Below are 24,919 nucleotides of genomic sequence, written 5' to 3' on the forward strand. Positions count from 1 at the left end.
GCCTCGATTGATTGAGGCCAATCTTAGCTTACATTTATATCAAAAGGCCGGATCATTGATCCGGCCTTTTGATTATATTTCAATTGAATTTACATGTTGGGTGCAAGGATCGCGATTTTCTCGTCCTGTTCATTGAGCAGTACGAGTTTGCCCATTTCGATTTTATAACGTCTGGTATTGGCCAGTACATCAAAGAACTTGCGTTCCTGATCCATCAGGGCAGGCGGGCACATCATAAACGTACTGCCCATTTGACCAAAGCTCAGCTTATCTTCACTGATTTCAACCGAGCCAAAATAACGGTTGCAGCTGCCGGAGCCATTGACGCTGCCATCTTCCTGAACCGTTAGTGTGGTTTGTGCATTGTCGATGACGCCTGCATTTTGTAGATCCTCTGCCAGCCATTCTTTGCCAAACAAACCTGTTGCTTCGTCAGACGCTTCACTGCGGCCAACCATCACAACCTGAATGTCATATTGGGATTGCAGTTTTTCAGGATCAAAGCTGTGGCGGGTGTCATTGACAAACCACAATGTGTCACCGGCAGAAATTCTCGCCTGCAGCGCATATGTATGGTTGGCTTCTAACTTGCTGCTGTCATAATCGATAGAATAAGGGATCGGCGGTCCGCTGATTGAATCAATCGTAACATCACCAATGATTTTGGCCGGCGCATCGGCCAGAGAGACATCGGCAAGTTCGACAATCAGCTTGGCTTCCGGCGGCAGAGCAATGCGTTCAAGATAGATCACATTACCTTTGATAGTTTTTTCTGCGGCGATACTGACGGACGGCATTGAGGTGGTAAACACCATCGTGGCGGCGCCCGTCACAACCAAGCCCATAATAATGGCAGCTGTAACAGCAAAGTTTTTCTTGAAACTGCTTTGCATATTATCACTCAAGCTGAAATTTCCCCGCGTTGAATTATGATTCCATCTTGTTACAGATGGTTAAAGTTCATGTATAAATTATGGCAGAGCAAGTTTTACCGCCATAAAATTAATCATAATCGCATTTTATTTAAAATAGTCTTGCAATATTATTTTTCCCAGCGCTTCTGCGCTTGTTCGTCGCAGGCTTTGGACGTAACCCATTCGCCATCAATACCATTTTTTAAATGTTCTTTTTTCCAAAATGGCGCATTTGTCTTCATATAATCCATTAAAAAGCTTGCAGCTTCAAATGCAGCTTTACGATGACGCGAAGCGGTTAAAACCAGCACAATATTTTCACCCGGTTTAATCAGTCCGAAGCGATGGATAATTCGTACTGCATTAAGCTCAAAGCGCTCAAAGGCATTGGATGCTATTTTTTTAATTTGAGCATCAGCCATAGAGGCATAATGTTCAAGCTCTAAAGCTTCAAGGCGTCCGCTTTCGTCGCGGCACAGACCGGTAAACGCCACGACAGCGCCGATATTTTTATTCTGTCCCAACAATTTCTGCTGTTCTTCAGCAATGTCGAAATTATCATGTTGAATAGAAATATGGATAGGGTCAACCATATCATCCACCAGTCATCGGTGGGAAGATCGCGATCGCATCTCCATCCTTGATGATACTATCCGCCTCTGCATGTTCATGGTTAATCGCGGTGCGCACAACATCTTCTGCTTCCAAAGCATAAGCGTAATTTTCGCCAAGCTGTTGCAAGTGGTTGAGCAGTCCACCAATCGTTGTCACGCTATCAGGCAGGGTAATTGTTTCTGCTTCCCTGCCGATCCGTTCACGCACCCATGCGAAATAGACGAGGCTGACTTCCATAATGCTAGTCAATCATATGTTTGAGGCCGGCTTTGAAATAATCCCAACCGGTATAAAGGGTCAAAACAGCTGAAATCCAGAGCAAAGTGATGCCGATTTCGGTGGTATAGGGTAGAATTTTGTCACCTGCCGGACCTGCCAGCAAAAAGGCAAGCGCAATCATCTGTGTCGTGGTTTTCCACTTTGCCAATTGCGAAACCGGAACGCTGACTTTGAGTTCAGCCAGATATTCACGCAAACCCGACACCAGAATTTCACGACAGAGAATGATGATTGCCGCCCACAGGCTCCACCCTGCAATGGTGCGGGCAGGGTCGGCCGCAAGCAGCAACAAACAGGTGGAAACCAGCAATTTATCAGCAATCGGGTCGAGCATGCGGCCGATTGTCGAAGTTTGCTTCCATGCACGTGCCAGATAGCCGTCAAAAAAGTCGGTGATACTCGCAGCGATAAAAATGGCAAGAGCGCTCCAGCGGGCAAAATCGCTTGAATGCAAACGTCCTTCAATGAAAAAACATAAAGCCACAAGGGGAACCGCTACGATCCGCCCGTATGTCAGTATGTTGGGAAGGGAAAATGCATTCTTACTCATAGATACCGCCACACCCATTCAAATTACATCCGCAGGGATATGATAGAAATCAACAACCGCTTCAGTCTTGTCTCATTATTTCATGACATTAGCATGATTTGTTAAAGAACCGATAGATCTACATTCTAAAATGCCGCACCTTATTCATTTCTAAAGTGATCATAAATCTGTTTCGCCATCGATTCGGAGATGCCGTCAATCTGCATCAGATCAGAAAGAGCAGCGCCCGCTACAGCTTTGGCAGTTCCGAAGTGATGAAGCAAGGCACGTTTTCGTGCGGGGCCAATTCCGGCGATTTCATCGAGCGGATTTTTTACAAAAGCATTCTTGCGTTTGGTACGATGGGTACCGATCGCGAAACGGTGCGCTTCATCGCGCATGCGTTGAATGAAGTAAAGCACAGGATCGCGAGGCGGCAGAGTGAAATCGGGTTTGCCCTCAACAAAGAATCTTTCACGCCCGGCATCGCGGTCAACACCCTTGGCAATACCAATGGCAGTGACCTGATCGGCAATGCCTATTTGTTGCAATATTTGCCGCACAGCGCCGACTTGGCCCTGACCACCATCAATCAGGATTAAATCAGGCCATGCCGGAAAACTGTCCGTTACACTTTCAAGTAATTCTTCTTCGGAGGAATTGGTCGCAACATCTTCTTTTGCATCGCGCAACCCATGTTCTTTCACCAGCCTGCTGAAACGACGCTCGACCACCTCGCGCATCATGCCGAAGTCATCGCCCGGTGTGATGTCGGTCGAGCGGATATTAAATTTGCGATATTGGTTTTTTACAAAACCTTCAGGCCCCGCAACAATCATGCCGCCCACTGCATTGGTACCCATGATGTGGGAATTGTCATAAACTTCGATACGGCGCGGCACATTGGGTAGCTCGAATGTTTCGGCAAGTGCTTTCAGCAAGCGTGCTTGTGAAGAGGTTTCTGCTAAACGGCGCCCTAAAGCATCACGCGCATTGGTGAAGGCATGGTCAACCATATCTTTCTTTTCGCCACGCTGGGGCACATTGATATAGACCCTGTGGCCGGAACTGGCCGAGAGAGCCTCTTCGATCAATGCTTGTTCTTCCACTTCTTCCGAAAGCAAAATGAGTTTTGGGCAAGGCTTGTCGGCATAAAACTGCGAGAGAAAAGCCCCAAGCACTTCTGCTGAAGATAAAGATATATCAGCTTTGGGAAAATAGCTCCGGTTGCCCCAATTCTGGCCGGTACGGAAGAAAAACACCTGAATACAGGTCATGCCGCCAGCCTGATGAATGGCAAAGACATCGGCTTCTTCTACCGTTTGCGGATTGATGCCTTGATGGGATTGCACATGTGAAAGCGCTGCCAGACGGTCACGATAAACAGCGGCATGTTCGAAGTCGAGCTCTTCGGAGGCTTTTTGCATAGCTTCGGAGAGATGTTTTTTTACAGCCTGACTTTTGCCCGATAAGAATGACTTGGCTTCGCGCACCAGCTCCTGATAATCATCATCGGAAATTTCATGAGTGCAAGGGCCTGCACAACGCTTGATTTGATGAAGCAGGCAAGGACGGCTGCGATTCTCCAAAAATGAATCAGTGCAAGTGCGCAGCAAAAAAGCACGTTGCATGGCATTGATTGTGCGTGTCACCGCGGTAGCCGAGGCAAAGGGGCCAAAGTAATTGCCGTCTTTGGAACGTGCGCCACGGTGTTTGAAAATGCCGGGTGCGCGATGATTGTTGGAAATCATGATGTAAGGGAATGATTTATCATCCCGCATCAGCACATTATAGCGCGGGCGCAAACGTTTGATCAGATTGGCTTCTAAAAGAAGCGCCTCTGTTTCAGTGCGGGTGACCACAAATTCCATCGTCACGGTTTCATGAATCATCCGTGCAATGCGGTTGGTATGACCGGTCGGGCGGGTATAATTAACAACGCGTTTTTTTAAATTTCGTGCTTTGCCAACATAAAGTACATCGCCGTCTTTATTGAACATGCGATAGACACCCGGATCATTGGGTAGTCTTTTGACAAATTCGCTGATGATATCCGCACCGGTCAAACCGGCGGCAATGCCGTCATTTTCTTGTAAAGCAGAAGCCCAAACGATCGCATCAATGGCAGCGGTTGTGACAGGATCAGCCGCAATTGCCGGCGAGTTGTCGTCGCGTTCATCCAAATCCTGTGGGGGCAGATCTTGGAAAGAATTTTTCATTCATTAATGCCTGCAATATCGGGCGTTTCCCATGCGAGGTGCTGGCCGCCATCAAGGCAAATCATCTGACCCGTCACGGATTTCAAATCCCATAAAGTTCTGATCGCTTTTCCGAATTCACACAAATCCGGTGCGCGTTTTAATAAAATATGCTCCACTTGTTGTTCAAAATCCTGCGGGTCTTGTCGTTCGCTTGGTAGAGTAGGCCCCGGTGAAACGGCGTTGACACGAATGCGTGGGTTCAGGCTTTGTGCAAGCGTGCGCGTTGCTGTCCATAAAGCGGATTTGGACAATGTGTAAGAGTAAAATTGCGGATTAAGTTTCAATACACGTTGGTCGATTATATTGACAATCATGCCACACTGATCGGCAGGTAAAATCGCAGCCATGGTTTCAGCCAAAAATACCGGTGCCTTCACATGCACCATAAAATGACGATCCCATAGCTCTTCATCAAGATGGCCAATCTGATCATTTTCAAAATGAGACGCATTATTGACAAGAATACCGACAGCACCGAAAGGCTTCGCAGCTTTTTCCATCAAGCCCTGAACATCTGACATCTTGGTGAGATCAGCCTGAACAATGGCGGCTCGACCGCCTCGTGCCAATATTTCATTTTTAAGCAGTTCAGCGTCATCGACAGAATCATTACAGTGAATAATGACCGGAAAATTGTGCGCTGCCATGTCTTCAATAATGGCTTTTCCGATGCGGCGTGCGGCTCCGGTCACCAAAACTGGTGGTTTATTGTTATCATGGTCAAAAAATCTGGATAACACGGTAAATAAACCCTTACATTTTCTTGGCGGTCAATTCGGCGATATTAATCAAATATTTACCTAGCACAAATTGGGTCTATAGCGCTATTGTGGTTAAAAATATTCAATGAATTCAGTTGTTTTCAGCAAAGTTTTGCTAGACTCTATATAGTTTTGTTTTCGATGACTTACAAAGGTGTCCGTAATTTCTTTGTTGCTAAAATAACACATCACATTTTAGCCATGTTTTTGTCAGTTTTCCGTCACCAAACGGGGCGCAAGGCGCCTTATTTAAAAACAATGTTACGTTTGTGACAGCGAGCACATGTCGGTTTGGTCGGACATTTTCCCAAGAGAAGATCTTTCGATATCGGGCTCGTCAACGAGTTTATTTATTACCAAGGAGAATGCCATGCGCACTCTTAAATCAATTCTTATTGCTTCTGTTATTGCACTCCCAATCGCTGCTCCGGCACTTGCTGCTGATGCTATCATGGAACAGCCACCTGTTCCTGCACCAGTTGAAGTTGCTCCTCAATATGGTTGGGCTGGCGGTTACACCGGTTTGCACCTCGGTTATGGCTGGAACAAGTTCAAAACCAATGATTCGACTGTAGGCAACATCAAGTCCGACAAGTTCAAAATGGGTGCATTCGCAGGCTGGAACTTCCAGCAGGACAACATCGTATACGGTGTTGAAGGTGATGCAGGCTATTCATGGGCTAAGAAGACCAAAAATGGCATTGAAGCCAAGCAGGGCTTTGACGGCTCGCTCCGTGCGCGTCTTGGTGTAGATATGGGTGTTGTTATGCCATATGTAACCGCTGGTGTTGCCGGTGCGCAGATCAAACTAAGCGATGGTGATAGCAGCAAGAGCAAATTCCGTGCTGGTTGGACTGCCGGTGGTGGTCTTGAAGCCAAGCTGACTGAAAATGTTCTGGGTCGTGTAGAATACCGCTACAGCGACTTCGGCAACAAGACTTACGCTCTGGATTCAGGCAATGTTAAATCCAAGCTGCAGACACATGATGTCCGTCTTGGTATTGCTTACAAGTTCTAATTCTTGAAAAATCAGGATTAGAGAAAAACCGGGCAGGCAACTGTCCGGTTTTTTTATTGAGGCCAGATACTAAAAAGCCCGTTTATTATAAGCTAGAGCATGTCTCCCAAAAGTGGGCACCGGTTTTGGGATAAAGACACGCGTAAAAGCAAAACGCTAGAGCGAGCACAGTGGATACGATTAAGTGCGACACGCTCTAGCTTTAAAAATTACACAGCGCGGGGTAAAAACTCGGCCAATGTCGGATGCAAATCGTTAAAACGTTTTTGCCAACGTTTGAGTTTCGGGTATTTTTTCTCCCAGCGACCTTCAAAGCGTAATGCCAGATAGCTTAAAGCAGCCGCAAGCGCGATATGTCCGCCATGAATGCGCTTGCCGATGAGTGGCGGCGCTTCATTAAGCATTGCGAGGACGCGCTCGGTTTTTTCCCACTGCTTTTCAAGCCAGGGAAGATGAACTTTTTCTTCAGGCCTGAAGCGGCGCTCATAGATTTGTGTAATCAGCACATCGCAAAGACCGTCTGCCAAAGCTTCCAGTTTTTCAGCATCCAGACGTTTGTCGCTTTGCCGCGGAAACAGTTTTGAACCGGTGACGCGGTTGATATATTGGGTGATGCAGCGGCTATCAAAAACCGATTGGCCTTCTTGCGTAATTAGAACCGGAATTTTTCCTAAAGGATTGGCTGAGATCAGATTTTCCGGTGCAACGGATGTATTAACGATGACGCTTTCAAATTCCAAACCGGCATGCTTCGCCGCCATGCGCACTTTTGCACTATAGGGCGAGGTGGGGGAATAAAGGATTTGAATCAAGGCCATATACCTTTTCTTTTTCGTTTAGCGTGTGGCCGGTAACGTGACAGACCGGCTTCGGCATGCAGCACGATCCACCGCTGCACAGGAGCGTAATTGCAGATCTTTCGTCATGCAGATACGCACTTCCTGTAAGTAATTTTTCTTACAGGTGACGGAGATACCATTTTCCTTCATCGCAGGGTTTGCCGCGATAAAAGCTTTCTCGATCAATGACGGATCGACACGGCGCGTTGAGCTCAGATTTTTTAAACTGGGCGGAATGACAATTTTATCAAATGCCTGACGCAAAGTTGAAAAATAATCCTGCTGGTTCAAGCCGGAGCAAGTACCGTGCTTGCGCCATTGATGGCGGATCAGGCCGGCAGAAGGCATAATGTCTTTCAGCTCATTGGCAATCTGACGCGGCACATAATTACGCTGTTTGGCATTACCGCCAATTGCGCAATTTTGCGGATAGCCTGTTTCATTTTGTGGCCATAGACCATGTACCAAAAAACCATCACGCCGATTGATGTTGCATTGGTCGCTATCATTGCCTCTGCCGTCAAGCGTGCAAAAGCTTGGCGACCATGACAGGGAAAGCACATAGAAATCAAAGCCTTGTTGGCTTGATGGCGCGGGCAAACGGTGGTTGTCATTTTGCGCCTTCGGGCGCACCAGTGACCAGTCCGGCTTTAATACGGGCTCTTGTGCCTGTGCAACCGTGCTGCTGAACACTGCTGTACCGATAAGCAAAAGACCGCTTTGAAGAGCGGTCTTGAGATGCCATGGGCAGGATTTGACCTGCTTGAAGCGGCTAAACATGAGGATTAAAGTCCGCGTGCTTTCAGGACGCTGCATGAGGCATTATAGACATACCATTTGTCATAGCCATCAACGCAGAACTCGACATTGGAACCGAGGGTGACAAAGCCTTGTCGCTCTTCAATCAGATACCAAACTTTACGCTGCTGACCATCAGTCATCACCGCTGTTGCATCGCAATAAGTGCGTGCGACCTGCGATGGATTGATTTTTGCTTCAAACCGTTTGAGGCGAATGTCGCCCATTGAGGAAATTGCTGTCATTGGCATATCAGGTACATGTTTGACCTGATAAGCGAAGCCGGAAACAACGCGCTTCAGCACGCTTTGCTGTGAACAGACAGATGCGTCTGTATTTACGGCCGGAGAGGTGGCAAAGTAGTCAGCTGCCTGCACTGGCACGGCGGAAAGCCCGAGGAAAAGCGTCGCAACAGCAGCCGAAGCGGTGCGTGTGAATTTCGTAACACTAAGTTGCATGCCTGACATGTGCAATCCTGTTTTCAAATGTTGCAGGTAAGCATTCACTTAACCTGTCTGACTTTATAAGGAGCGGGCCTGAAAACCCGTTATCAGTTCATTTTGCGGCAGCTTATCAAAATGATCAAGCGCCGTCACCTTCTTTGCGTATCCAGTTTAACCGGTAACCGGCACCTTTATCCTCACACAAAAGTTTTACCAGCATCGGTAAAATGAGTTTTAGTTCCATTTCCAGCACATAAGGCGGATTAACGATGATCATTCCAGTGCCGTCAAGACGCGGTTCAGGCGATGGCGAGCGAATCGATAATTCAACCGCCATGATTTTTTGGATGCCTGTGTCATAAAGCGCTTGATGGAATTTCTTCACTTCACGGTGATCTTTAACCGGATACCAAAGCGCATATGTGCCACTTGAAAACTTCTTGTGTGCTTTGGCCAGATTGATGACAAGGCGATCAAACTCACCACCAATCTCAAACGGCGGATCAACCAATACCACGCCGCGTTTTTCCTTTGGCGGCAGATGGGCGCCCATCGCAAGCCAGCCATCCAGATGGGTGACGCGAACCTGATAATCGCCGTCAAAAAGTTTGGCCAATGTTTTTACATCATTCGGGTGCAGTTCCAGCGCTGATAAACGGTCTTGTTTGCGCAGCAAATGACGGGTCAGCAATGGCGAGCCTGGATAATAACGTATGTCCGATGTGGTATTTTCTGCTTTGACTGCATTGATAAACGGCGCAATCAGCGCACTTGTTTCCGCATCAATCTCATTATTGTCGACAGCTTCCATCAGGTTGAAAATGCCGGATTTCCACTCAATCGTCTTGGCGGCTTCCGGCCCCATTAGATCATAGAGGCCGATACCTGCATGGGTGTCTATCACCCGAAAAGCGGCGTCCTTTAATTTCATATATTCAAGGATGCGCGTCAGGATGATGTGTTTGACTACATCGGCAAAATTTCCAGCGTGATAAGCGTGACGATAATTCATGAAAGTGCTTGTTCCACGGGATAAGATTTTCGGCAAGAGGCGAGTTGCTCAATGACACACTTCAGTGCAAATAAATGTCTTGTTCCTTCGTTTTTTGTGATAGGTCTTGATCTTTTCCGGTTTTAGAGACTGATACCGCTCATGGCACGTCCGTTAGTTACGCAAATTGCTCATTCCGCATGCCCGCATGATTGTCCGTCAACATGTGCGCTTGATGTGGAGCTCTTGGACAATAAAACGATTGGCCGCATTCGGGGATCGAAAGAAAATACTTATACGGCTGGTGTTATCTGCGCCAAGGTGGCGCGTTATGCCGAGCGTGTGCATCATCCGGATCGTTTGAAAAAGCCATTGATTCGAGCCGGTGCCAAAGGCGAAGGCGCATGGAAAGAAGCATCATGGGATGCAGCGCTTGACTTGATCGCCGAGCGGTTCATCAAAGCGGAAGAGCAATATGGCAGCGAAACTGTCTGGCCATATTATTATGCAGGCACCATGGGGCAGGTGCAGCGCGATTCGATCAATCGTTTGCGCCATGCCAAAAAATATTCAAATCAATTTGATAGTTTCTGCACCAATCTGGCGTGGACGGGCTATTTTGCCGGAACCGGTAGTCTGACAGGGCCAGACCCGCGTGAAATGGCCAAATCTGATTGCGTGGTGATCTGGGGCACCAATGCCGCCGCCACGCAGGTTAATGTGATGACCCATGCGACACGCGCGCGTAAAGAGCGTGGTGCTAAAATTGTGGTTATTGATATTTATGCCAATGCCACTGTGCGCCAAGCCGATATGGGCATTGTGCTGAAGCCCGGCACTGACGGTGCTTTTGCCTGTGCGGTGATGCATGTTTTATTTCGCGATAATCTTGCCGATTGGAACTATCTGGTAAAATACACCGATGACCCGAAAGGTTTACAGCAGCATTTGGCATCTAAAACGCCGGAATGGGCAGCGCAAATCACTGGCCTACCGGTTGAAGAAATTGAGGCTTTTGCCCATCTTGTCGGTAAAACAAAAAAGACCTTCTTCCGGTTAGGCTATGGCTTTACCCGCCAGCGTAATGGCTCTGTTGCCATGCATGCGGCACTGTCAATTGCTGCGGTTACGGGTGCCTGGGCACATGAAGGCGGCGGCGCTTTTCATTCAAACTCGGGCATTTTCAAACTGGATAAGGCTGAAATTGAAGGCAAAATCTTTAAAGATACCTCTATCCGATCAATGGATCAGTCAAAAATCGGGCGGATTTTAACCGGCGACAAAGAGGCACTTTATGGCGGTGTGCCTGTAACAGCCATGCTTATTCAAAACACAAATCCGATGAATGTAACGCCGGAACAGCGTTTGGTACGTCAAGGCTTTGCGCGTGAAGACTTATTCACGGTGGTACATGAACAGTTCATGACCGATACTGCAAAAATGGCCGATGTTGTTTTACCCGCAACCACATTTTTGGAGCATGATGATATTTATCGCGGTGGCGGTAATCAGTATTTATTGCTGGGGCCAAAACTGATCGATCCACTGGATGAGGCAAAGCCAAATCTCTATGTTATCAATCAATTGGCCGATCGTTTGGGCGTGGGGCACTTGCCGGGTTTCAATCTCGATGAGCAAACATTGATCAATAATATGAATGCCAAAAGCGCATTTCCTGATTTTGATGGTTTAAAGGAAAAGCGTTTTGTAGATTTGCAGCCGCCTTTTGAGGATGCCCATTATATCAATGGCTTCAAATGGCCGGATGGTAAATTCCGCTTCAAGCCAACTTGGCTGCACAATGCAGCGCCCAATCGACCGCCTGAAAACATGGGGATTCAGGGGCCATATCAGGATTTACCGGAGTGGCCGGATCATTGGGAGGTGATTGAGGTGGCAGATAAAGCGCATCCTTATCGGCTGGCCACATCGCCATCGCATAATTTCCTCAATTCGACATTTACTGAAACACCATCATCTTTGGCCAAAGAAGTTCGCCCGCAATTGCTGATCCATCCGGATGATGCCGCAGATCTTGGCATTGAAAATGGTGAGCGGGTAGAAATTGGTAATATGCGTGGTGAGGTCGTGCTGCATGCGACTTTGCGTTCAGGACAAAAGCGCGGTGTTGTTATTTCTGAAGGTTTGTTTCCAAACTCGGCATTTGAACGCGGCGAGGGCATCAACACACTGACCGGAGCTGATGCTGCCGCACCTTATGGCGGTGCTGCTTTTCATGACACCAAAGTTTGGATCAGAAAATGCGCCTGATTACTTAAAGAAGCAGTTGCATAAAAAAACCTCCGGTGAGCTATCACCGGAGGTTTTTTAAATACTGCTTGTCGGAGTAATAGCTTATTAACCGTTATATTTCAGACGGAAGTTGGTTACGCCAACTGCAAGGTTCAAGCCTTTTTGCCCCTGAAGGGAAATTGGCTGCAGGGAAATGGTCTTCCATGAACCACCGGTCAGGATGTTCGTGCCTGCACCAATGCCGATAGCTGCATTAGCGGATGCACCAACATATGAACCCTTCAATGCGCCTTCAGGGCGAACGGTCGGAGCCCAAACAGCCCAAGCCAACTGACCGCCATTGGTAAAGCCGATGTCGAGACCGATTTTGGTGATCTGGCCGGAATATTGCTCAACTGCCGCACCGCGAGCTGCTGGCTTGAATGTGCATTCCAGTTCCTGACGGCTGCCAATGATAACACCAATACCAGGTGCAATATCGCAAGTCAGCATGCCGACCTGTGAGTAAGGTTGTGTGGTTGCACTGCGTGCAGGCTGTACATAGTCAGCCGCCTGAGCAACTGCACCCATTGCAAAGGTCAGGCCAGAAACAGCGACAGCAGCGGCAATAAGTGAAGTTTTGTTTTGGGAGGACATAAAGCGATCCTTAAAATCATGTTACATAAAAACTGCTCTTAGGCTTTGTGGCTCTGTCTATTATCAACAACAGCCAAAACTCGCTTTGGAGGCAATATCTTTAAGTCACATATCTTTAAGGCAACAATTTGCAGATTAAGACTTTATTAACATTTAAATTGCTCAAATACAGAGTATTTGTTGCTTTTTTGCATCAGTAACGGAAGTAAATGTACCATTGATAAAGCTCTTCAACGCGAGCGGGTAGATCTGATGCTCAACCGTCAAAACGCGGCTCCCAAGTGAGTCTTTATCATCATCATGATAAACAGGCACGGCAGCTTGCGCCAGAATTGGTCCTTCATCCATGCCTTCGGTCACCAGATGCACTGTGCAGCCAGCCAGTTTCATGCCGGCATTGATCGCGCGCTGATGTGTATCAAGGCCTGCAAAAAGCGGCAGGATTGACGGATGGATGTTGAGAATACGGCCAGTATAGGGTTTGATAAAATCAGCCGAAAGCAAACGCATATAACCGGCAAGGCAGATGATATCAGGCTCAAGAGCAGCCAATTGCTCTAAAATTGCCTGTTCATGTTCTTGTTTGCTGGCAAAGTCTTTGCGGGCAAACACATAAGTTGCAATACCGGCGGCTTGCGCTTTGGCAATGCCGCCAGCATGTGGCTTGTCGCTGAAAACTGCGACAATTTCGGCAGGATAATCAGGCGCGCTGGCAGCTTTAATCAGCGTTTCCATATTGGAGCCGCCACCGGAAATAAAAATGGCAACGCGCTTCTTGATCATAATGCCAGTTTACCTTTGTAAACGACGCCTTCAGCTTCACGTTTGACCATGCGGCCAAGCGTGGCGACTTTTTCGCCTTGCTGTTCCAGAATCTTTGTCACTTCGTCTGCTTTTTCTGGTGTGACAACAACAATCATGCCGATGCCGCAGTTGAAGGTGCGCAACATTTCATGCATTTCAACGCCGCCAACCTTGGCAAGCCACGAGAAGACTGCAGGGACATCAATGCTGGTGAGATCAACTTCGGCAGCCAGACCTTCCGGCAGAACGCGCGGAATATTATCAGGGAAACCACCACCAGTGATATGTGCCAATGCTTTGATACCGTCGGAAGAGTGAATGGCTTCCAGCAAGGATTTCACATAAATGCGGGTAGGAGTAAGCAGTGCCTGACCCAAAGTTTCACCGGCTTTAAACGGTGCTTCATCTTTCCAGCCAAGACCGGAGAGCTCAACAATGCGGCGCACCAGCGAGAAACCATTGGAATGAACGCCTGATGACGCCAGACCTAAAATAACATCGCCTTCGGCAATGTCACCGCGCGGCAACAGATTGTTGCGTTCAGCCGCGCCAACCGCAAAACCGGCCAGATCATAATCGCCGTCTTTATACATGCCCGGCATTTCGGCGGTTTCACCACCGATAAGGGCTGCACCTGCCTGACGGCAGCCTTCAGCAATACCGGCAACTATGGCAACACCCTGTTCAGGCTCTAGTTTGCCGGTGGCAAAATAGTCGAGGAAGAAAAGCGGCTCGCCGCCCTGAACCACAAGATCATTGACGCACATAGCCACCAGATCAATGCCGACTGTATCGTGCTGATCTGCATCAATAGCGATTTTCAATTTGGTGCCCACGCCATCATTGGCAGCAATCAGAACCGGATCTTTAAAACCGGCAGCTTTGAGATCAAACAAACCGCCAAAGCCACCGATTTCACCGTCAGCACCTGGGCGACGGGTGGAACGAACCAATGGCTTGATTTTTTCAACCATCAGATTGCCGGCATCAATATCAACGCCCGCCTGAGCATATGTCAGTCCATTTTGAGCTGTTGGCTTGTTTGTCGCTGTCATGGGGTGCTCCTGAAACAGGTTCGTTGCCGCACACTGGGCCGTCTGGCTGGTTATTAACCAATGGCGCGTGGACGGTGTCTGATACGAAATTAAGGATTTCTGTTGGGGCAAATGCCACGAGATGAGTTTTCCTGCAAGTGCCATGATGGTCGCAAAGCCAGAAAAGCGTATTTAAATCTATACGGAAGGCAATTAAAATAAATTATGATACATATATGCACATCTGGCTGCATGATTACACATGCAACTTTCAAAAAGAATATATAGTATGGCTCAATAATTGATGCGCCTTTTAAAAAGAAGTTTGATCGCATTTTTTAGTATTAACACGGCTTGCCCAGCACGATGAACGGATTTCAATGAGCAAAGCAGTAGAGACCACCACAAAGAAGCCGGTTCGCAAAACAGCAAGAGCAACCAGAAGAAGTGCTGAGCCATTGAAAGATCTGCCACCAGCAGAAATGGCAGGCATGATGCGCAAGCAGCTGACCTTCTGGATCGGCACAGTTGTTGTGTTTGTGCTGTTCCTGTTGATGTTCAGCTCAATCTTGCTGCCATTTGTGGCAGGAATGGCGCTCGCTTACTTTCTGGATCCTGTTGCAGACAGGCTGGAAAGCTTCGGCATGTCGCGCCTGATGGCGACGATTGTAATCTTGTTGCTGTTTTTAGTTGTGTTGGTGCTTGCACTGATGATCATGGTGCCAATTTTGGCGACGCAGTTGACGGAGTTTATTTCGCGCTTTCCGCTTTATGTCACGCAGCTGCAATCATTGGTTGCCAATGAAGATTCGGCTTGGCTGCAAAATTACCTTGGCATCGACAGCTCCGTTATCAAGGAAAACCTGAGCACTTTGCTGCGTCAGGGCGCCGGATTCTTATCCACATTGCTTCAATCCCTGTGGAATTCGGGGAAATCTCTGATCGATATTGCCGGGCTTTTTGTGGTCACTCCGGTGGTTGCTTTTTACATGTTGCTTGATTGGGATCGTATGATCGACAGTATTGATTCATGGATACCGCGTGCACATCTGGAAACTGTGCGCGGAATTGCGCGTGAAATGAATGATGCGGTGGCCGGATTTATCCGTGGCCAGGGTACCTTATGCTTGATCCTTGGCACATATTATGCTGTCGGTTTGACGCTCACCGGTCTCAATTTTGGCCTGCTTATTGGTCTTTTTGCCGGTTTTATCAGCTTTATTCCTTATATTGGCTCATTTGTAGGTCTGGCTCTTGCTATCGGTGTGGCGCTGGTACAATTCTGGCCGGATTGGGTCATGGTCACGGTTGTGGCTAGTGTGTTCATTGTCGGTCAGTTTATCGAAGGTAATATTTTGCAGCCTAAATTGGTTGGTTCCTCCGTGGGCTTGCACCCGGTTTGGCTGATGTTTGCATTATTTGCTTTTGGTTCATTATTTGGCTTTACCGGAATGCTGGTTGCAGTGCCTGCTGCTGCTGCGGTAGGTGTGCTTGTGCGATTTGCTTTGAACAGCTATCTCCATTCGCCAATGTATGATGCTTCGCTTATCGAACAGCAGGCAGGTACAGAATCGGATGTAACGACTGCTAAGAATTAAGGACAACCGGCATTTAACATGAGTGAGGCGCGACCACGGCAATTGCCGTTCGAATTGAAACATCAGCCTGGTTATGAGCGCGACAATCTGATTGTCGCGGGCTCGAACCGTGCTGCCGTGGATTTGGTTGATCGCTGGCCGGATTGGGTGGCGCCTGTGGTTATTTTGGCAGGCCCCACCGGCTCCGGCAAAACACATATGGCGCAGGTTTGGCAGGCAAAAACCGGCGCTTTATTGGTTGATCCTTCCAATATTACAGCCGATATTCACGAGCGAGCCAGTATCCAGCCAATGCTGATCGAAGATATCGGCGATGTAACATTGGATGAAACCGGTTTGTTTCATCTGATTAATTCGGTACGCCAACATGCAGCGCAGGGACCGGGGCCTTCCTTGTTGATGACATCGCGCCTGTGGCCTGCCTCATGGGGCGTGAAATTGCCTGATCTGGCATCGCGGTTGAAGGCGGCAACGGTTGTCGAGATCGCTGCACCCGATGATATGCTGTTAACCTATGTGATTCACAAACTCTTTGCCGACCGACAGGTCGAGGTCGAGCCGCATGTGGTAAGCTATCTGGTCAGCCGGATTGAGCGCTCGCTGAATGCTGCGATCACAGTTGTTGATCAATTGGATCGCGTTGCATTAGAGCAAAAAAGCCGTATTACCCGCACTTTGGCGGCACAGCTTCTCAATAGTCCAGCATTGGCCGATATTGTCTATAGTGGTGACAAAGAAGAAGACAGCACATCACGACCAAATAAAGCATAAACATCAGGCACTCCATCGAGTGCCTGATGTTTATCATGATTATCTGGAGCCGACACTGCGCTGTGGCACCGGATGTGCGTTTGTTGTTTTGTCAGCAAAGGGCAGGGGCTTGGCAGATGCTTCTGCCTTGATTGATCCCGTTGTGATCGGGGCAGATGCTTGTGCGCTCTGGTGGCCACTCTTTTTAACAATCACCAACATGTCCTGATGTACCCAGCCGATCATGTCAGTGGCTGGCACAACAACACGGTGCCATTTGCCGGTTTGGCCGTAAGAGCGTAGTTCACGCCCTTTTTCAACCTCGCCCATGGAAGGTGACTTATCCCAGGCCGTTTTATGCACAGTCAGCTTTTGCCTGGCATAAACCATTGTCGGGGTGGAATCAGGTTTGTTAACTCCACGTGGCGGCAGGTTTTTTGTCGCCGCAGAAGGCGGTGTCACGACTGCGACCATTTGGTTGGGTTTTGCAACCGGCACGGCATTGGCTGTATTTTGCGGACGAGCCGGTGGCTTCGGCGCTTGTGCCACAGCGGCGGGCTTCGTTGGCGAGAGGCCAATTTCCGGTCGCGGCACAGGTGCCGTTGCCGTTGCACGGGTGGCTGGCTCTTTATTCGGATTGATTGTGTGTGCAGGCTGGGAGGGAGATGTTTTTTTGTCTGGAAGGCTTGCCGATTTTGTCGTCGGTGCGCTTGTACGGCTTGGCGTTGAGCTACTGTTAAACAAGCTGGAAATAGCCGCTTGCGGACTTTTATGTTGTGAAGCCGCCCATAGGCTGACGGCGCCGACTGCAACAATCGCACCAAGCGTCAGAACAGATGTGACAGGAGAGCTGCCGCTCTTTCTTGCCGGGGCGCGTTTTGTCGAACGTGACGCTGTGCGCGGTTTGCGTTTTGCCGTTGCCATGAGAAAACCTGCTTTCTCTTTACCGATAATCTCTTTCAAAGACTGAAAACAGTCGAATCATGGCACCCAGACTAAATGTCTTTCATTGGGATTTGGTTACTTTCTCTTTAAGGCTTAGTGACGAAAGAAGTGCGGAAATCTTCTTCTGCTTTTGCCGGCAAATTTGGTGATATTTTTTATTAGTCTAAATATGCAGTTGCATTTTCGCCACAATGCGTTGCATGAATGCAACTCATTCGTCTAACATAAGCACAATGACAGTAACGAATCTGATCGGAACAATTTTCGAGATGAACGAAATTTCGCCCCCAGCTCAAGATTCTGCCCTCAAAGGCAATGATCATGTCGAGCCTCGCCGTTTGCTGGCGCTGCCGGGGCTTGTTACTGTTGTTGCAGCTTTGGTAGCAGCTACCATTTCCTTTGCAATTTTAATTGGCATCACGCCGATCAATCCTGACCGCGTCGTTACATTAACGCTGACAATTATTAATGTTGCATTGATTTCATGTCTGATTGGTCTGATTTGGCGCGAGATTTATCGCATTATTCAGGCGCGCCGTCATGGACGGGCTGCTTCACGTTTGCATGTGCGCATTGTGGCGCTGTTTTCTTTGATTGCGGCCGTTCCGGCAATTGCGGTGGCAATTGTGGCGGCAGTCACGCTCAATCTGGGGCTTGATCGCTGGTTCGACACCAATACCCGTGAGATTGTGAATTCATCCAACAGTCTGGCAAAGTCCTATATTACCGAAACTGCGCGCAATTTGCAGGGCACGTCCTACTCGATGTTGCAGGATCTGGATGCACAGCGCACACTTTATAGCCTCGACCGCTCCGGTTTTATTCGCTTGATGTCATTGCAGGCACGCGGACGTGGTCTTTTGGGCGCATATTTGGTGCGTGAAGACGGCAGTGTTATTTTGCAAACGGATCTGGGTGGTGAACACTCATTGCCACCAGCACCTCAGGATGCTTTACAGACTGCGACTGACGGAAAGCCCGTGATTATTCCACCTGGCAGCAGTCATTTCGTCGGTGCTATTATTAAGATGAGCGCCATTCCGGATGCTTATCTTTATACAATCCGCGCGGTCGACGGCGAAATCATTGATGCGATGCGTCTGATGGAAGCCAATGCCGAGCGTTATAGCGCAATGGATTCCAACCGTCTTGCCACCCAAATTGCTTTCGCGTTGCTTTATTTTGGCTTGACGCTGATTGTGTTGCTCTCGGCAATCTGGACAGGGATTGCCGTGGCTGACCGTCTGGTCCGTCCGATCCGTTTGCTGATTGGTGCAGCTGAAGATGTGGCCGCTGGTAATTTGGAGGCCTCTGTTCCGGTACGCGCAACCGATGGCGATGTTGGCGCACTGGCTGGTACTTTTAATAATATGGTTGCTGAACTTAAAAGTCAGCGCAATCAGCTTTTATCTGCTAAAGATCAGATTGATGAACGGCGTCGCTTCTCGGAAGCCGTGCTGTCCGGTGTGACGGCAGGGGTTATCGGTATTGATCCGGAGGGAGTGATTACCATTATCAATCCATCCGCCGAACATATGTTTAAAGTATGCGCTCAAGATTCAATCGGCAAAAGCCTCACCGGTCTGGCGCCGGAAATCGGCCAGGCTTTTGAAATCGCCCGTTCTACCGGCCGGGCAGTGCATCGTGAGCAGGTGACAATTACCCGATCCGGTTCAGCCCGCAGTTATAATGTGCAGATCACAGTGGAAGATGCGAGTTTCGACGATCACTCTTATGTGGTGACGGTGGATGATATTACTGATTTGGTGCAGGCGCAGCGCTCAAGCGCATGGGCAGATGTGGCACGCCGTATCGCGCATGAGATCAAAAATCCGCTAACCCCGATCCAGCTTTCAGCTGAGCGTATTCGCCGTCGCTATGGCAAAGTAATTACCGAAGACCGCGAAGTGTTCGATCAGTGCATCGAAACCATTGTGCGTCAGGTGGGAGATATTGGCCGCATGGTCAATGAATTCTCCGATTTTGCTCGTATGCCGAAGCCGGAAATGCGTGAACTTGATTTGCGCGATCCTCTGCGTGAAGCATCATTCCTTATTGAAGTCAGCCGTCACGACATCAAATTTACCAATGATTTCGGCGCCGAAAAACTGGTCGGGTCTTTTGATAACCGCTTATTAGCACAAGCATTTGGTAATATTATCAAGAATGCCAGTGAAGCGATTGATGCGGTGGCGCGTGATGAAAATTATCAGGGGCACATTCTTGTGCGCTCTTATAAGGATGACGCTCAACTGATCGTTGAAGTGACCGATAACGGCAAAGGCCTGCCGGGCGATGATCGCCAAAAACTGCTCGAACCTTACATGACAACCCGTGAAAAAGGCACAGGTCTTGGCTTGGCCATTGTGCGCAAAATCGTGGAAGATCATGGCGGGCATATGGAATTGCATGATGCACCGGAAGATTTTTATCAGGGCCGCGGTGCGTTGATCAGAATGGTTTTTCCCGTAAGCGAAAGCTTGCGTGAAGCTGTGGCCGTAACAGAACAGTCAGAAGCTGAACAGGTGAACTAATATGGCAGATGAAATTCTGGTAGTTGATGATGAAGCGGATATTCGTGAGCTGGTTGCCGGTATTTTAAGCGACGAAGGTCATGAAACGCGTACAGCTTATGATGCTGACAGTGCATTGGCTGCAATCAATGATCGTGTGCCGCGTTTGATATTTCTGGATATCTGGTTGCAGGGCAGTCGCCTCGATGGTCTGGCTCTGCTCGATGAGATCAAGAAACTGCATCCGGATTTGCCTGTGGTGATGATCTCCGGTCACGGTAATATTGAAACAGCTGTATCGGCTATCCGCCGTGGCGCTTATGATTTTATCGAAAAACCGTTCAAAGCGGATCGTTTGATTTTGATTGCAGAGCGTGCGCTGGAAACTTCCAAGCTCAAGCGCGAAGTGTCGGATTTGCGCAAGCGTAGCGGTGATAATCTGGAGCTGCTCGGCAATTCACTGGCCATGAGCCATTTGCGCCAAACCATCGAACGCGTGGCGCCAACCAATAGCCGTATCATGATTACCGGAGCGTCGGGTGCTGGTAAAGAACTGACAGCACGTGCCATTCACGCCAGTTCGAGCCGCGCGAATGGACCTTTTGTAACACTGAACGCTGCAATGATCACACCTGAACGCATGGAAATCGAGCTTTTCGGTACTGAAATGGATGGTGGCGAGCGTAAGGTCGGGGCGCTTGAAGAGGCGCATGGCGGCATTCTCTATTTGGATGAAATCGCTGATATGCCGCGCGAAACACAGAATAAAATTCTGCGCGTACTGGTTGATCAGCAGTTTGAGCGCGTTGGTGGTACCAAGCGTGTGAAAGTGGATGTACGCATCATTTCATCGACAGCACAGAATCTGGAAGCAATGATTGCTGAAGGGCGTTTCCGCGAAGATCTTTATCATCGCCTGTCGGTGGTGCCGGTGCAGGTGCCGCCTTTGTCGGCGCGCCGTGAAGATATTCCGATGATGGTTGAATTTTTCATGAAGCAGATCGGTGAACAGGCCGGTATCAAACCGCGTCCGATCGGCAGCGATGCGATGGCTGTTTTGCAGGCGCATAGCTGGCCGGGCAATGTGCGCCAATTGCGCAATAATATCGAACGTTTGATGATTTTGGCGCGTGGCGATGATCCGGACGAACCGATTACCGCAGACCTGTTGCCGGCAGATATCGGTGATACATTGCCGCGCGCACCGACCGAATCCGACCAGCACATTATGGCACTGCCATTGCGTGAAGCACGTGAAAGGTTTGAAAAAGAATATCTGATTGCGCAGATTAACCGTTTCGGCGGCAATATTTCACGCACAGCTGAGTTTGTAGGGATGGAGCGTTCGGCTCTTCACCGCAAATTGAAGTCGCTTGGTGTGTAATTGACATCTGCATGGCGAATTAAAACAGCAATGGTGCTTTCATGCGCGTGATCATCTGTGGTGCAGGGCAAGTCGGATACGGGATCGCTGAGCGGCTGGCGGCTGAGAAAAACGATGTCTCGGTGATTGATACATCGGTAAAGCACATTCAGATCGTGCGCGACACACTGGATGTGCGAAGCTTTGTCGGACATGGCTCCCATCCAGATGTTTTGGCGGCAGCAGGTGCCAATGAAGCGGATATGATCATCGCAGTGACGCTATCTGACGAGGTCAATATGGTGGCCTGTCAGGTGGCGCATTCGGTTTTCAATGTGCCGACCAAAATTGCCCGTATTCGTGCGCAAACCTATCTGAATGCAGAATATTCAGATTTGTTTCTGCGTGAAAATTTGCCTATTGATGTGACGATTTCACCGGAAATGGAAGTAAGCGAGGTGCTGCTGCGCCGTATTGCTTTGCCCGGAGCTACCGATGTTTTGCGCTTTGCCGACGAAAAAATTATCGGATTGGCGATTGAATGTCAGGAAGAATGTCCGGTTATCAATACGCCGCTCAATCAGTTGAGCGATCTGTTTCCGGATTTGTCGGCAACGGTTGTTGGTGTGGTGCGTAAAGAAAGTCTCTTTACGCCGCATTCGTCTGATGAATTGCAGGCCGGTGATCTGGCTTATGTCATTACACCACGCGAGCAGGTACGTCGCACGCTTTCAATTTTTGGCCATGACAAGCCGGATGCCAATCGTATTATTATCGCCGGTGGCGGTAATATCGGACTTTATGTGGCGCGTGCGATGGAGGCGCATCACGCGCATACGCGCATTAAAATCATTGAAAGTAACCATGAGCGTGCGCTGGAAATTTCTGACCAGTTGAAGCGTACAACCGTTTTTCACGGTAGTGCGCTGGATCAGGAAGTGCTGCTGGAAGCAGAAGTGCAAGATGCGGATCTGATTGTGGCTCTCACCAATCAGGATCAGGTCAATATTTTGTCGAGCATTATGGCGAAGCGGCTAGGGTGCAAGCATAATCTTGTGCTGATTAATGATCCTGCCTATCAGGAATTTACCCATACGGTTGGGATTGACGCGCATATCAACCCGAAAAATGTGACCATTTCCAAAGTGTTGCAGCATGTGCGCCGTGGCCGTATCCGCGCGGTTTATAGTGTCCATCACGGTATGGCTGAGGTGATTGAAGCGGAAGCAATGGAGACATCGTCGCTGGTAGGGCCGATGTTGCGTGATCTTGATCTACCGGAAGGTTTGCGTATCGGGGCGATTTATCGTGGCGGTCAAGTGATTCAGCCGACTGGAGATGTGCGCATTCGCCCGCGTGACCGCGTCGTCTTATTTGCGACACAGGATGTTGTAAAACAAGTGGAGCAGATGTTCCGTGTCAGTCTGGAGTTCTTCTGATCCAGATTGATCAGGCCAAAGTTGAAGTTGTTGATAAAATTGCTGTGATAGCGACCCATGAAGTAACAGCTTTATTAAAAATCTCGTTTTTGAGATTGCGGAAAATCTGCCATCCTGTTAACTCAGGCAGTGCAAGTTTGGTGCGGAGCTTCCCATAAAAAGCTCCACTGTTGCTTTTAATAAGCAACAGATAAAATTATTCACTGTTGCATTTTGGATGTAGCAGGCAAGCTGACCGTGATTTGGTTGTTGATCGAGAAAAAGGAATAAGAAAAATGGTAGAACGATCGCAAAATCTTCAGGATCTCTTTCTGAACTCAGTTCGTAAGCAGAAGATTTCCCTGACAATATTTTTGATCAATGGCGTAAAGCTCACCGGTATTGTTACCTCATTTGATAATTTTTGCGTACTCTTGCGCCGTGACGGTCATTCGCAGCTTGTCTATAAACATGCTATTTCGACCATTATGCCAAGTGCACCTGTGCAAATGTTTGAAGGTGAAGAAGCCTGATTTTTTGTTTAATCCAGCCTGCTGAAGCATGAATGCAGGTGGTTTTAGCAAATTCAAGGAAGCCGGAGCGAGCAGCCGAAAGATCGGTGCTGTTATCGCATCCGGCTTTTTGTGTTTTTAGCGCTTTGAATAGCTTTATAAGGAAACCAGTTTGGGTAAGATAAAAGACCGCAAACAACAGGCATCTGACAATCAGAACGGATATGACCACGAGGACAAAGCGCCCACCCGTGCGGCAGTCCTTGTTCCAGTCTTGCCTGAAAAATATACACGAAATGATAGTGATGACGCGGAGCCTGTTCGCTTTCAGCGATCCAGTGAAGCGCGGCTGGAAGAGGCTTGCGGCTTGGCTCGCGCCATTGATCTGGAAATTATTTTGGCTGAAGTGGTCAATGTTTCGCAGCCGCGCCCGGCTACTTTGCTGGGCACCGGGCGCGTAGAAACCATTGCTGAAGCGATTGAAGAGCAGGAAATTGAGCTGGTGATTGTCGATCACGCTTTAACACCTGTGCAGCAACGCAATCTGGAGCGCGAGTGGAAGGTCAAGGTGATTGACCGTACCGGTCTTATTTTGGAAATTTTCGGTCGCCGCGCCCAAACCAAAGAAGGTGTGTTGCAGGTCGAACTTGCGCATCTCAACTACCAAAAAGGCCGGCTTGTTCGTAGCTGGACCCACCTTGAGCGTCAGCGTGGTGGTAGCGGCTTTCTGGGTGGTCCGGGTGAAACGCAGATTGAGGCCGACAGACGCCAGTTGCAAGAGAAAATTCTGCGTATCAAGCGCGAGTTGGAAACAGTGGTGCGTACCCGCACCTTGCACCGTCAAAAGCGCCGCAAAGTTCCGCATCCGATTGTCGCATTGGTTGGTTATACCAATGCGGGCAAGTCCACCTTGTTTAACCGCATGACCGGGGCTGGTGTACTGGCCGAGGATATGCTGTTTGCGACCCTTGACCCGACGCTTCGCCGCATCCGGTTGCCGCATGGCGGCATGGTGATCTTGTCCGATACGGTAGGATTTATTTCCAATCTTCCGCACCATTTGGTGGCCGCTTTCCGCGCCACACTGGAAGAAGTGCTGGAAGCGGATTTGATTTTGCATATCCGCGATATTTCTGATCCTGACAATGCCGCACAGGCCGAGGATGTGGAAAGCATTCTGGCCAGCCTTGGTGTGGAGCGCAATGATCGCAAGCGTGTGTTTGAGGTTTGGAACAAGATCGATTTGCTGGATTCATCCGCGCATGAGGCAGCGCTGGTGCTGGCGGCAAGCGGCGCTGCGTCAGAAAGCAATGATGAAGCTAAACCGGTGGCGATTTCAGCCTATACGGGCGAGGGTGTGCCGGAACTGCTCAAGATCATAGAAAAGCGTATTTATGGTGATTTGAAGAGCGTTGATATGACATTCGGCGTTGATGAATTGTCGATGCTTGACGGAATTTATCAGTCCGCCAGCAACATCAAACGCGAGAATCTGGAAGATGGATCTGTGCGCATCAGAGCGCAAATGACTGCTTCTGCCGCTAAAATGCTGGAAGAAAAACGCTTTGGCAGTAAGCCGCATGATGAGTAAAAATTGGCTTTTCAGTGTTATTGCTGACAGTCATTGGTCGCACCATCTTGCGAA

The 24,919-nt window shown here is 48.8% G+C and carries 24 protein-coding genes; 10 read left to right on the forward strand and 14 right to left on the reverse strand.

Annotation, left to right across the window (positions count from 1 at the left end; translation table 11 throughout):
- Positions 1-89: 89 nt before the first annotated feature.
- The 6 genes from ACI0FR_RS05440 to ACI0FR_RS05465 form a co-directional block, all read right to left on the reverse strand.
- Entirely contained in the window at positions 90-893 is an 804-nt protein-coding gene (locus ACI0FR_RS05440; protein ID WP_404906347.1) for an META domain-containing protein, read from the reverse strand.
- Positions 894-1,042: 149 nt separating this feature from the next.
- On the reverse strand, positions 1,043-1,507 hold the full coding sequence (locus ACI0FR_RS05445) for a molybdenum cofactor biosynthesis protein MoaE (protein WP_404906296.1): 465 nt from the start codon (positions 1,505-1,507) through the stop codon (positions 1,043-1,045).
- A gap of 1 nt (position 1,508) precedes the next feature.
- Positions 1,509-1,766, reverse strand: coding sequence for a molybdopterin converting factor subunit 1 (gene moaD, locus ACI0FR_RS05450; protein WP_374830166.1), 258 nt, complete (start codon positions 1,764-1,766; stop codon positions 1,509-1,511).
- Positions 1,767-1,770: 4 nt separating this feature from the next.
- On the reverse strand, positions 1,771-2,358 hold the full coding sequence (gene pgsA / locus ACI0FR_RS05455) for a CDP-diacylglycerol--glycerol-3-phosphate 3-phosphatidyltransferase (RefSeq protein ID WP_374830168.1): 588 nt from the start codon (positions 2,356-2,358) through the stop codon (positions 1,771-1,773).
- 140 nt (positions 2,359-2,498) lie between these two features.
- The gene (uvrC, locus tag ACI0FR_RS05460; RefSeq protein WP_404906295.1) at positions 2,499-4,556 is read right to left on the reverse strand and encodes an excinuclease ABC subunit UvrC; all 2,058 of its coding nucleotides are present in this window, start codon (positions 4,554-4,556) and stop codon (positions 2,499-2,501) included.
- Positions 4,553-5,338: an SDR family oxidoreductase gene (locus ACI0FR_RS05465; RefSeq protein ID WP_404906294.1), complete on the reverse strand. Its 786-nt coding sequence runs from the start codon at positions 5,336-5,338 to the stop codon at positions 4,553-4,555. Before ACI0FR_RS05465 ends, uvrC begins: the two co-directional genes overlap by 4 nt.
- A gap of 391 nt (positions 5,339-5,729) precedes the next feature.
- Here ACI0FR_RS05465 and ACI0FR_RS05470 point away from each other — a divergent pair, with 391 nt between their 5' ends.
- Complete coding sequence (locus ACI0FR_RS05470) at positions 5,730-6,377, forward strand: outer membrane protein (RefSeq protein WP_374830174.1); 648 nt, start codon at positions 5,730-5,732, stop codon at positions 6,375-6,377.
- Positions 6,378-6,586: 209 nt separating this feature from the next.
- On the opposite strand, the gene ACI0FR_RS05475 is transcribed toward ACI0FR_RS05470, so the two are convergent.
- The 4 genes from ACI0FR_RS05475 to ACI0FR_RS05490 form a co-directional block, all read right to left on the reverse strand.
- On the reverse strand, positions 6,587-7,189 hold the full coding sequence (locus ACI0FR_RS05475; RefSeq protein WP_374830536.1) for a glutathione S-transferase N-terminal domain-containing protein: 603 nt from the start codon (positions 7,187-7,189) through the stop codon (positions 6,587-6,589).
- 24 nt (positions 7,190-7,213) lie between these two features.
- Complete coding sequence (locus ACI0FR_RS05480) at positions 7,214-7,996, reverse strand: ribonuclease T2 family protein (protein WP_404906293.1); 783 nt, start codon at positions 7,994-7,996, stop codon at positions 7,214-7,216.
- Positions 7,997-8,001: 5 nt separating this feature from the next.
- Complete coding sequence (locus ACI0FR_RS05485; RefSeq protein WP_404906292.1) at positions 8,002-8,481, reverse strand: phage portal protein; 480 nt, start codon at positions 8,479-8,481, stop codon at positions 8,002-8,004.
- Between the two features lie 115 nt (positions 8,482-8,596).
- Positions 8,597-9,469: a 23S rRNA (adenine(2030)-N(6))-methyltransferase RlmJ gene (locus tag ACI0FR_RS05490; RefSeq protein WP_404906291.1), complete on the reverse strand. Its 873-nt coding sequence runs from the start codon at positions 9,467-9,469 to the stop codon at positions 8,597-8,599.
- Between the two features lie 141 nt (positions 9,470-9,610).
- Between ACI0FR_RS05490 and ACI0FR_RS05495 the strand changes: the two genes are divergently transcribed.
- Entirely contained in the window at positions 9,611-11,719 is a 2,109-nt protein-coding gene (locus tag ACI0FR_RS05495; protein ID WP_404906290.1) for a molybdopterin-containing oxidoreductase family protein, read from the forward strand.
- 87 nt (positions 11,720-11,806) lie between these two features.
- On the opposite strand, the gene ACI0FR_RS05500 is transcribed toward ACI0FR_RS05495, so the two are convergent.
- The 3 genes from ACI0FR_RS05500 to purM all read right to left on the reverse strand — a co-directional run bounded on the left by ACI0FR_RS05500 (position 11,807) and on the right by purM (position 14,196).
- Positions 11,807-12,337 carry a DUF992 domain-containing protein gene (locus ACI0FR_RS05500; RefSeq protein ID WP_374830184.1) on the reverse strand — a complete coding sequence of 177 codons (531 nt, stop codon included), beginning with the start codon at positions 12,335-12,337 and terminating at the stop codon, positions 11,807-11,809.
- Positions 12,338-12,499: 162 nt separating this feature from the next.
- The gene (purN, locus tag ACI0FR_RS05505; RefSeq protein ID WP_374830186.1) at positions 12,500-13,120 is read right to left on the reverse strand and encodes a phosphoribosylglycinamide formyltransferase; all 621 of its coding nucleotides are present in this window, start codon (positions 13,118-13,120) and stop codon (positions 12,500-12,502) included.
- Entirely contained in the window at positions 13,117-14,196 is a 1,080-nt protein-coding gene (gene purM / locus ACI0FR_RS05510; protein WP_374830188.1) for a phosphoribosylformylglycinamidine cyclo-ligase, read from the reverse strand. Before purM ends, purN begins: the two co-directional genes overlap by 4 nt.
- Before the next feature lie 461 nt (positions 14,197-14,657).
- Between purM and ACI0FR_RS05515 the strand changes: the two genes are divergently transcribed.
- Together ACI0FR_RS05515 and hdaA are read left to right on the forward strand one after the other, a co-directional pair.
- Positions 14,658-15,773: an AI-2E family transporter gene (locus ACI0FR_RS05515; RefSeq protein WP_374830537.1), complete on the forward strand. Its 1,116-nt coding sequence runs from the start codon at positions 14,658-14,660 to the stop codon at positions 15,771-15,773.
- A gap of 18 nt (positions 15,774-15,791) precedes the next feature.
- On the forward strand, positions 15,792-16,544 hold the full coding sequence (gene hdaA, locus ACI0FR_RS05520; RefSeq protein ID WP_374830190.1) for a DnaA regulatory inactivator HdaA: 753 nt from the start codon (positions 15,792-15,794) through the stop codon (positions 16,542-16,544).
- A gap of 39 nt (positions 16,545-16,583) precedes the next feature.
- Here the strand turns inward: hdaA and ACI0FR_RS05525 are convergent, their stop codons facing one another.
- A complete protein-coding gene (locus ACI0FR_RS05525) occupies positions 16,584-16,886 on the reverse strand; it encodes a hypothetical protein (protein WP_374830192.1) in 303 nt (100 codons plus the stop codon).
- Between the two features lie 46 nt (positions 16,887-16,932).
- On the opposite strand from ACI0FR_RS05525, the gene ACI0FR_RS05530 reads away from it, so the two are divergent.
- From ACI0FR_RS05530 to hflX, 6 genes are all read left to right on the forward strand, one after another.
- Positions 16,933-17,493, forward strand: coding sequence for a hypothetical protein (locus ACI0FR_RS05530; RefSeq protein WP_374830194.1), 561 nt, complete (start codon positions 16,933-16,935; stop codon positions 17,491-17,493).
- 166 nt (positions 17,494-17,659) lie between these two features.
- A complete protein-coding gene (locus ACI0FR_RS05535) occupies positions 17,660-20,002 on the forward strand; it encodes a sensor histidine kinase NtrY-like (RefSeq protein WP_374830196.1) in 2,343 nt (780 codons plus the stop codon).
- A gap of 1 nt (position 20,003) precedes the next feature.
- The gene (gene ntrX / locus ACI0FR_RS05540; RefSeq protein WP_374830198.1) at positions 20,004-21,365 is read left to right on the forward strand and encodes a nitrogen assimilation response regulator NtrX; all 1,362 of its coding nucleotides are present in this window, start codon (positions 20,004-20,006) and stop codon (positions 21,363-21,365) included.
- Between the two features lie 41 nt (positions 21,366-21,406).
- A complete protein-coding gene (gene trkA, locus ACI0FR_RS05545) occupies positions 21,407-22,783 on the forward strand; it encodes a Trk system potassium transporter TrkA (protein ID WP_374830200.1) in 1,377 nt (458 codons plus the stop codon).
- A 275-nt stretch (positions 22,784-23,058) separates the two neighbouring features.
- Positions 23,059-23,295, forward strand: coding sequence for an RNA chaperone Hfq (gene hfq / locus ACI0FR_RS05550; protein ID WP_374830202.1), 237 nt, complete (start codon positions 23,059-23,061; stop codon positions 23,293-23,295).
- A 151-nt stretch (positions 23,296-23,446) separates the two neighbouring features.
- Positions 23,447-24,865 (forward strand): GTPase HflX, encoded by a 1,419-nt coding sequence (hflX, locus tag ACI0FR_RS05555; protein ID WP_404906289.1) that lies wholly within the window; start codon positions 23,447-23,449, stop codon positions 24,863-24,865.
- Positions 24,866-24,919: the final 54 nt, after the last annotated feature.

The organism is Paenochrobactrum sp. BZR 201-1 (genome assembly GCF_044987585.2).
Lineage (GTDB): Bacteria > Pseudomonadota > Alphaproteobacteria > Rhizobiales > Rhizobiaceae > Paenochrobactrum > Paenochrobactrum pullorum.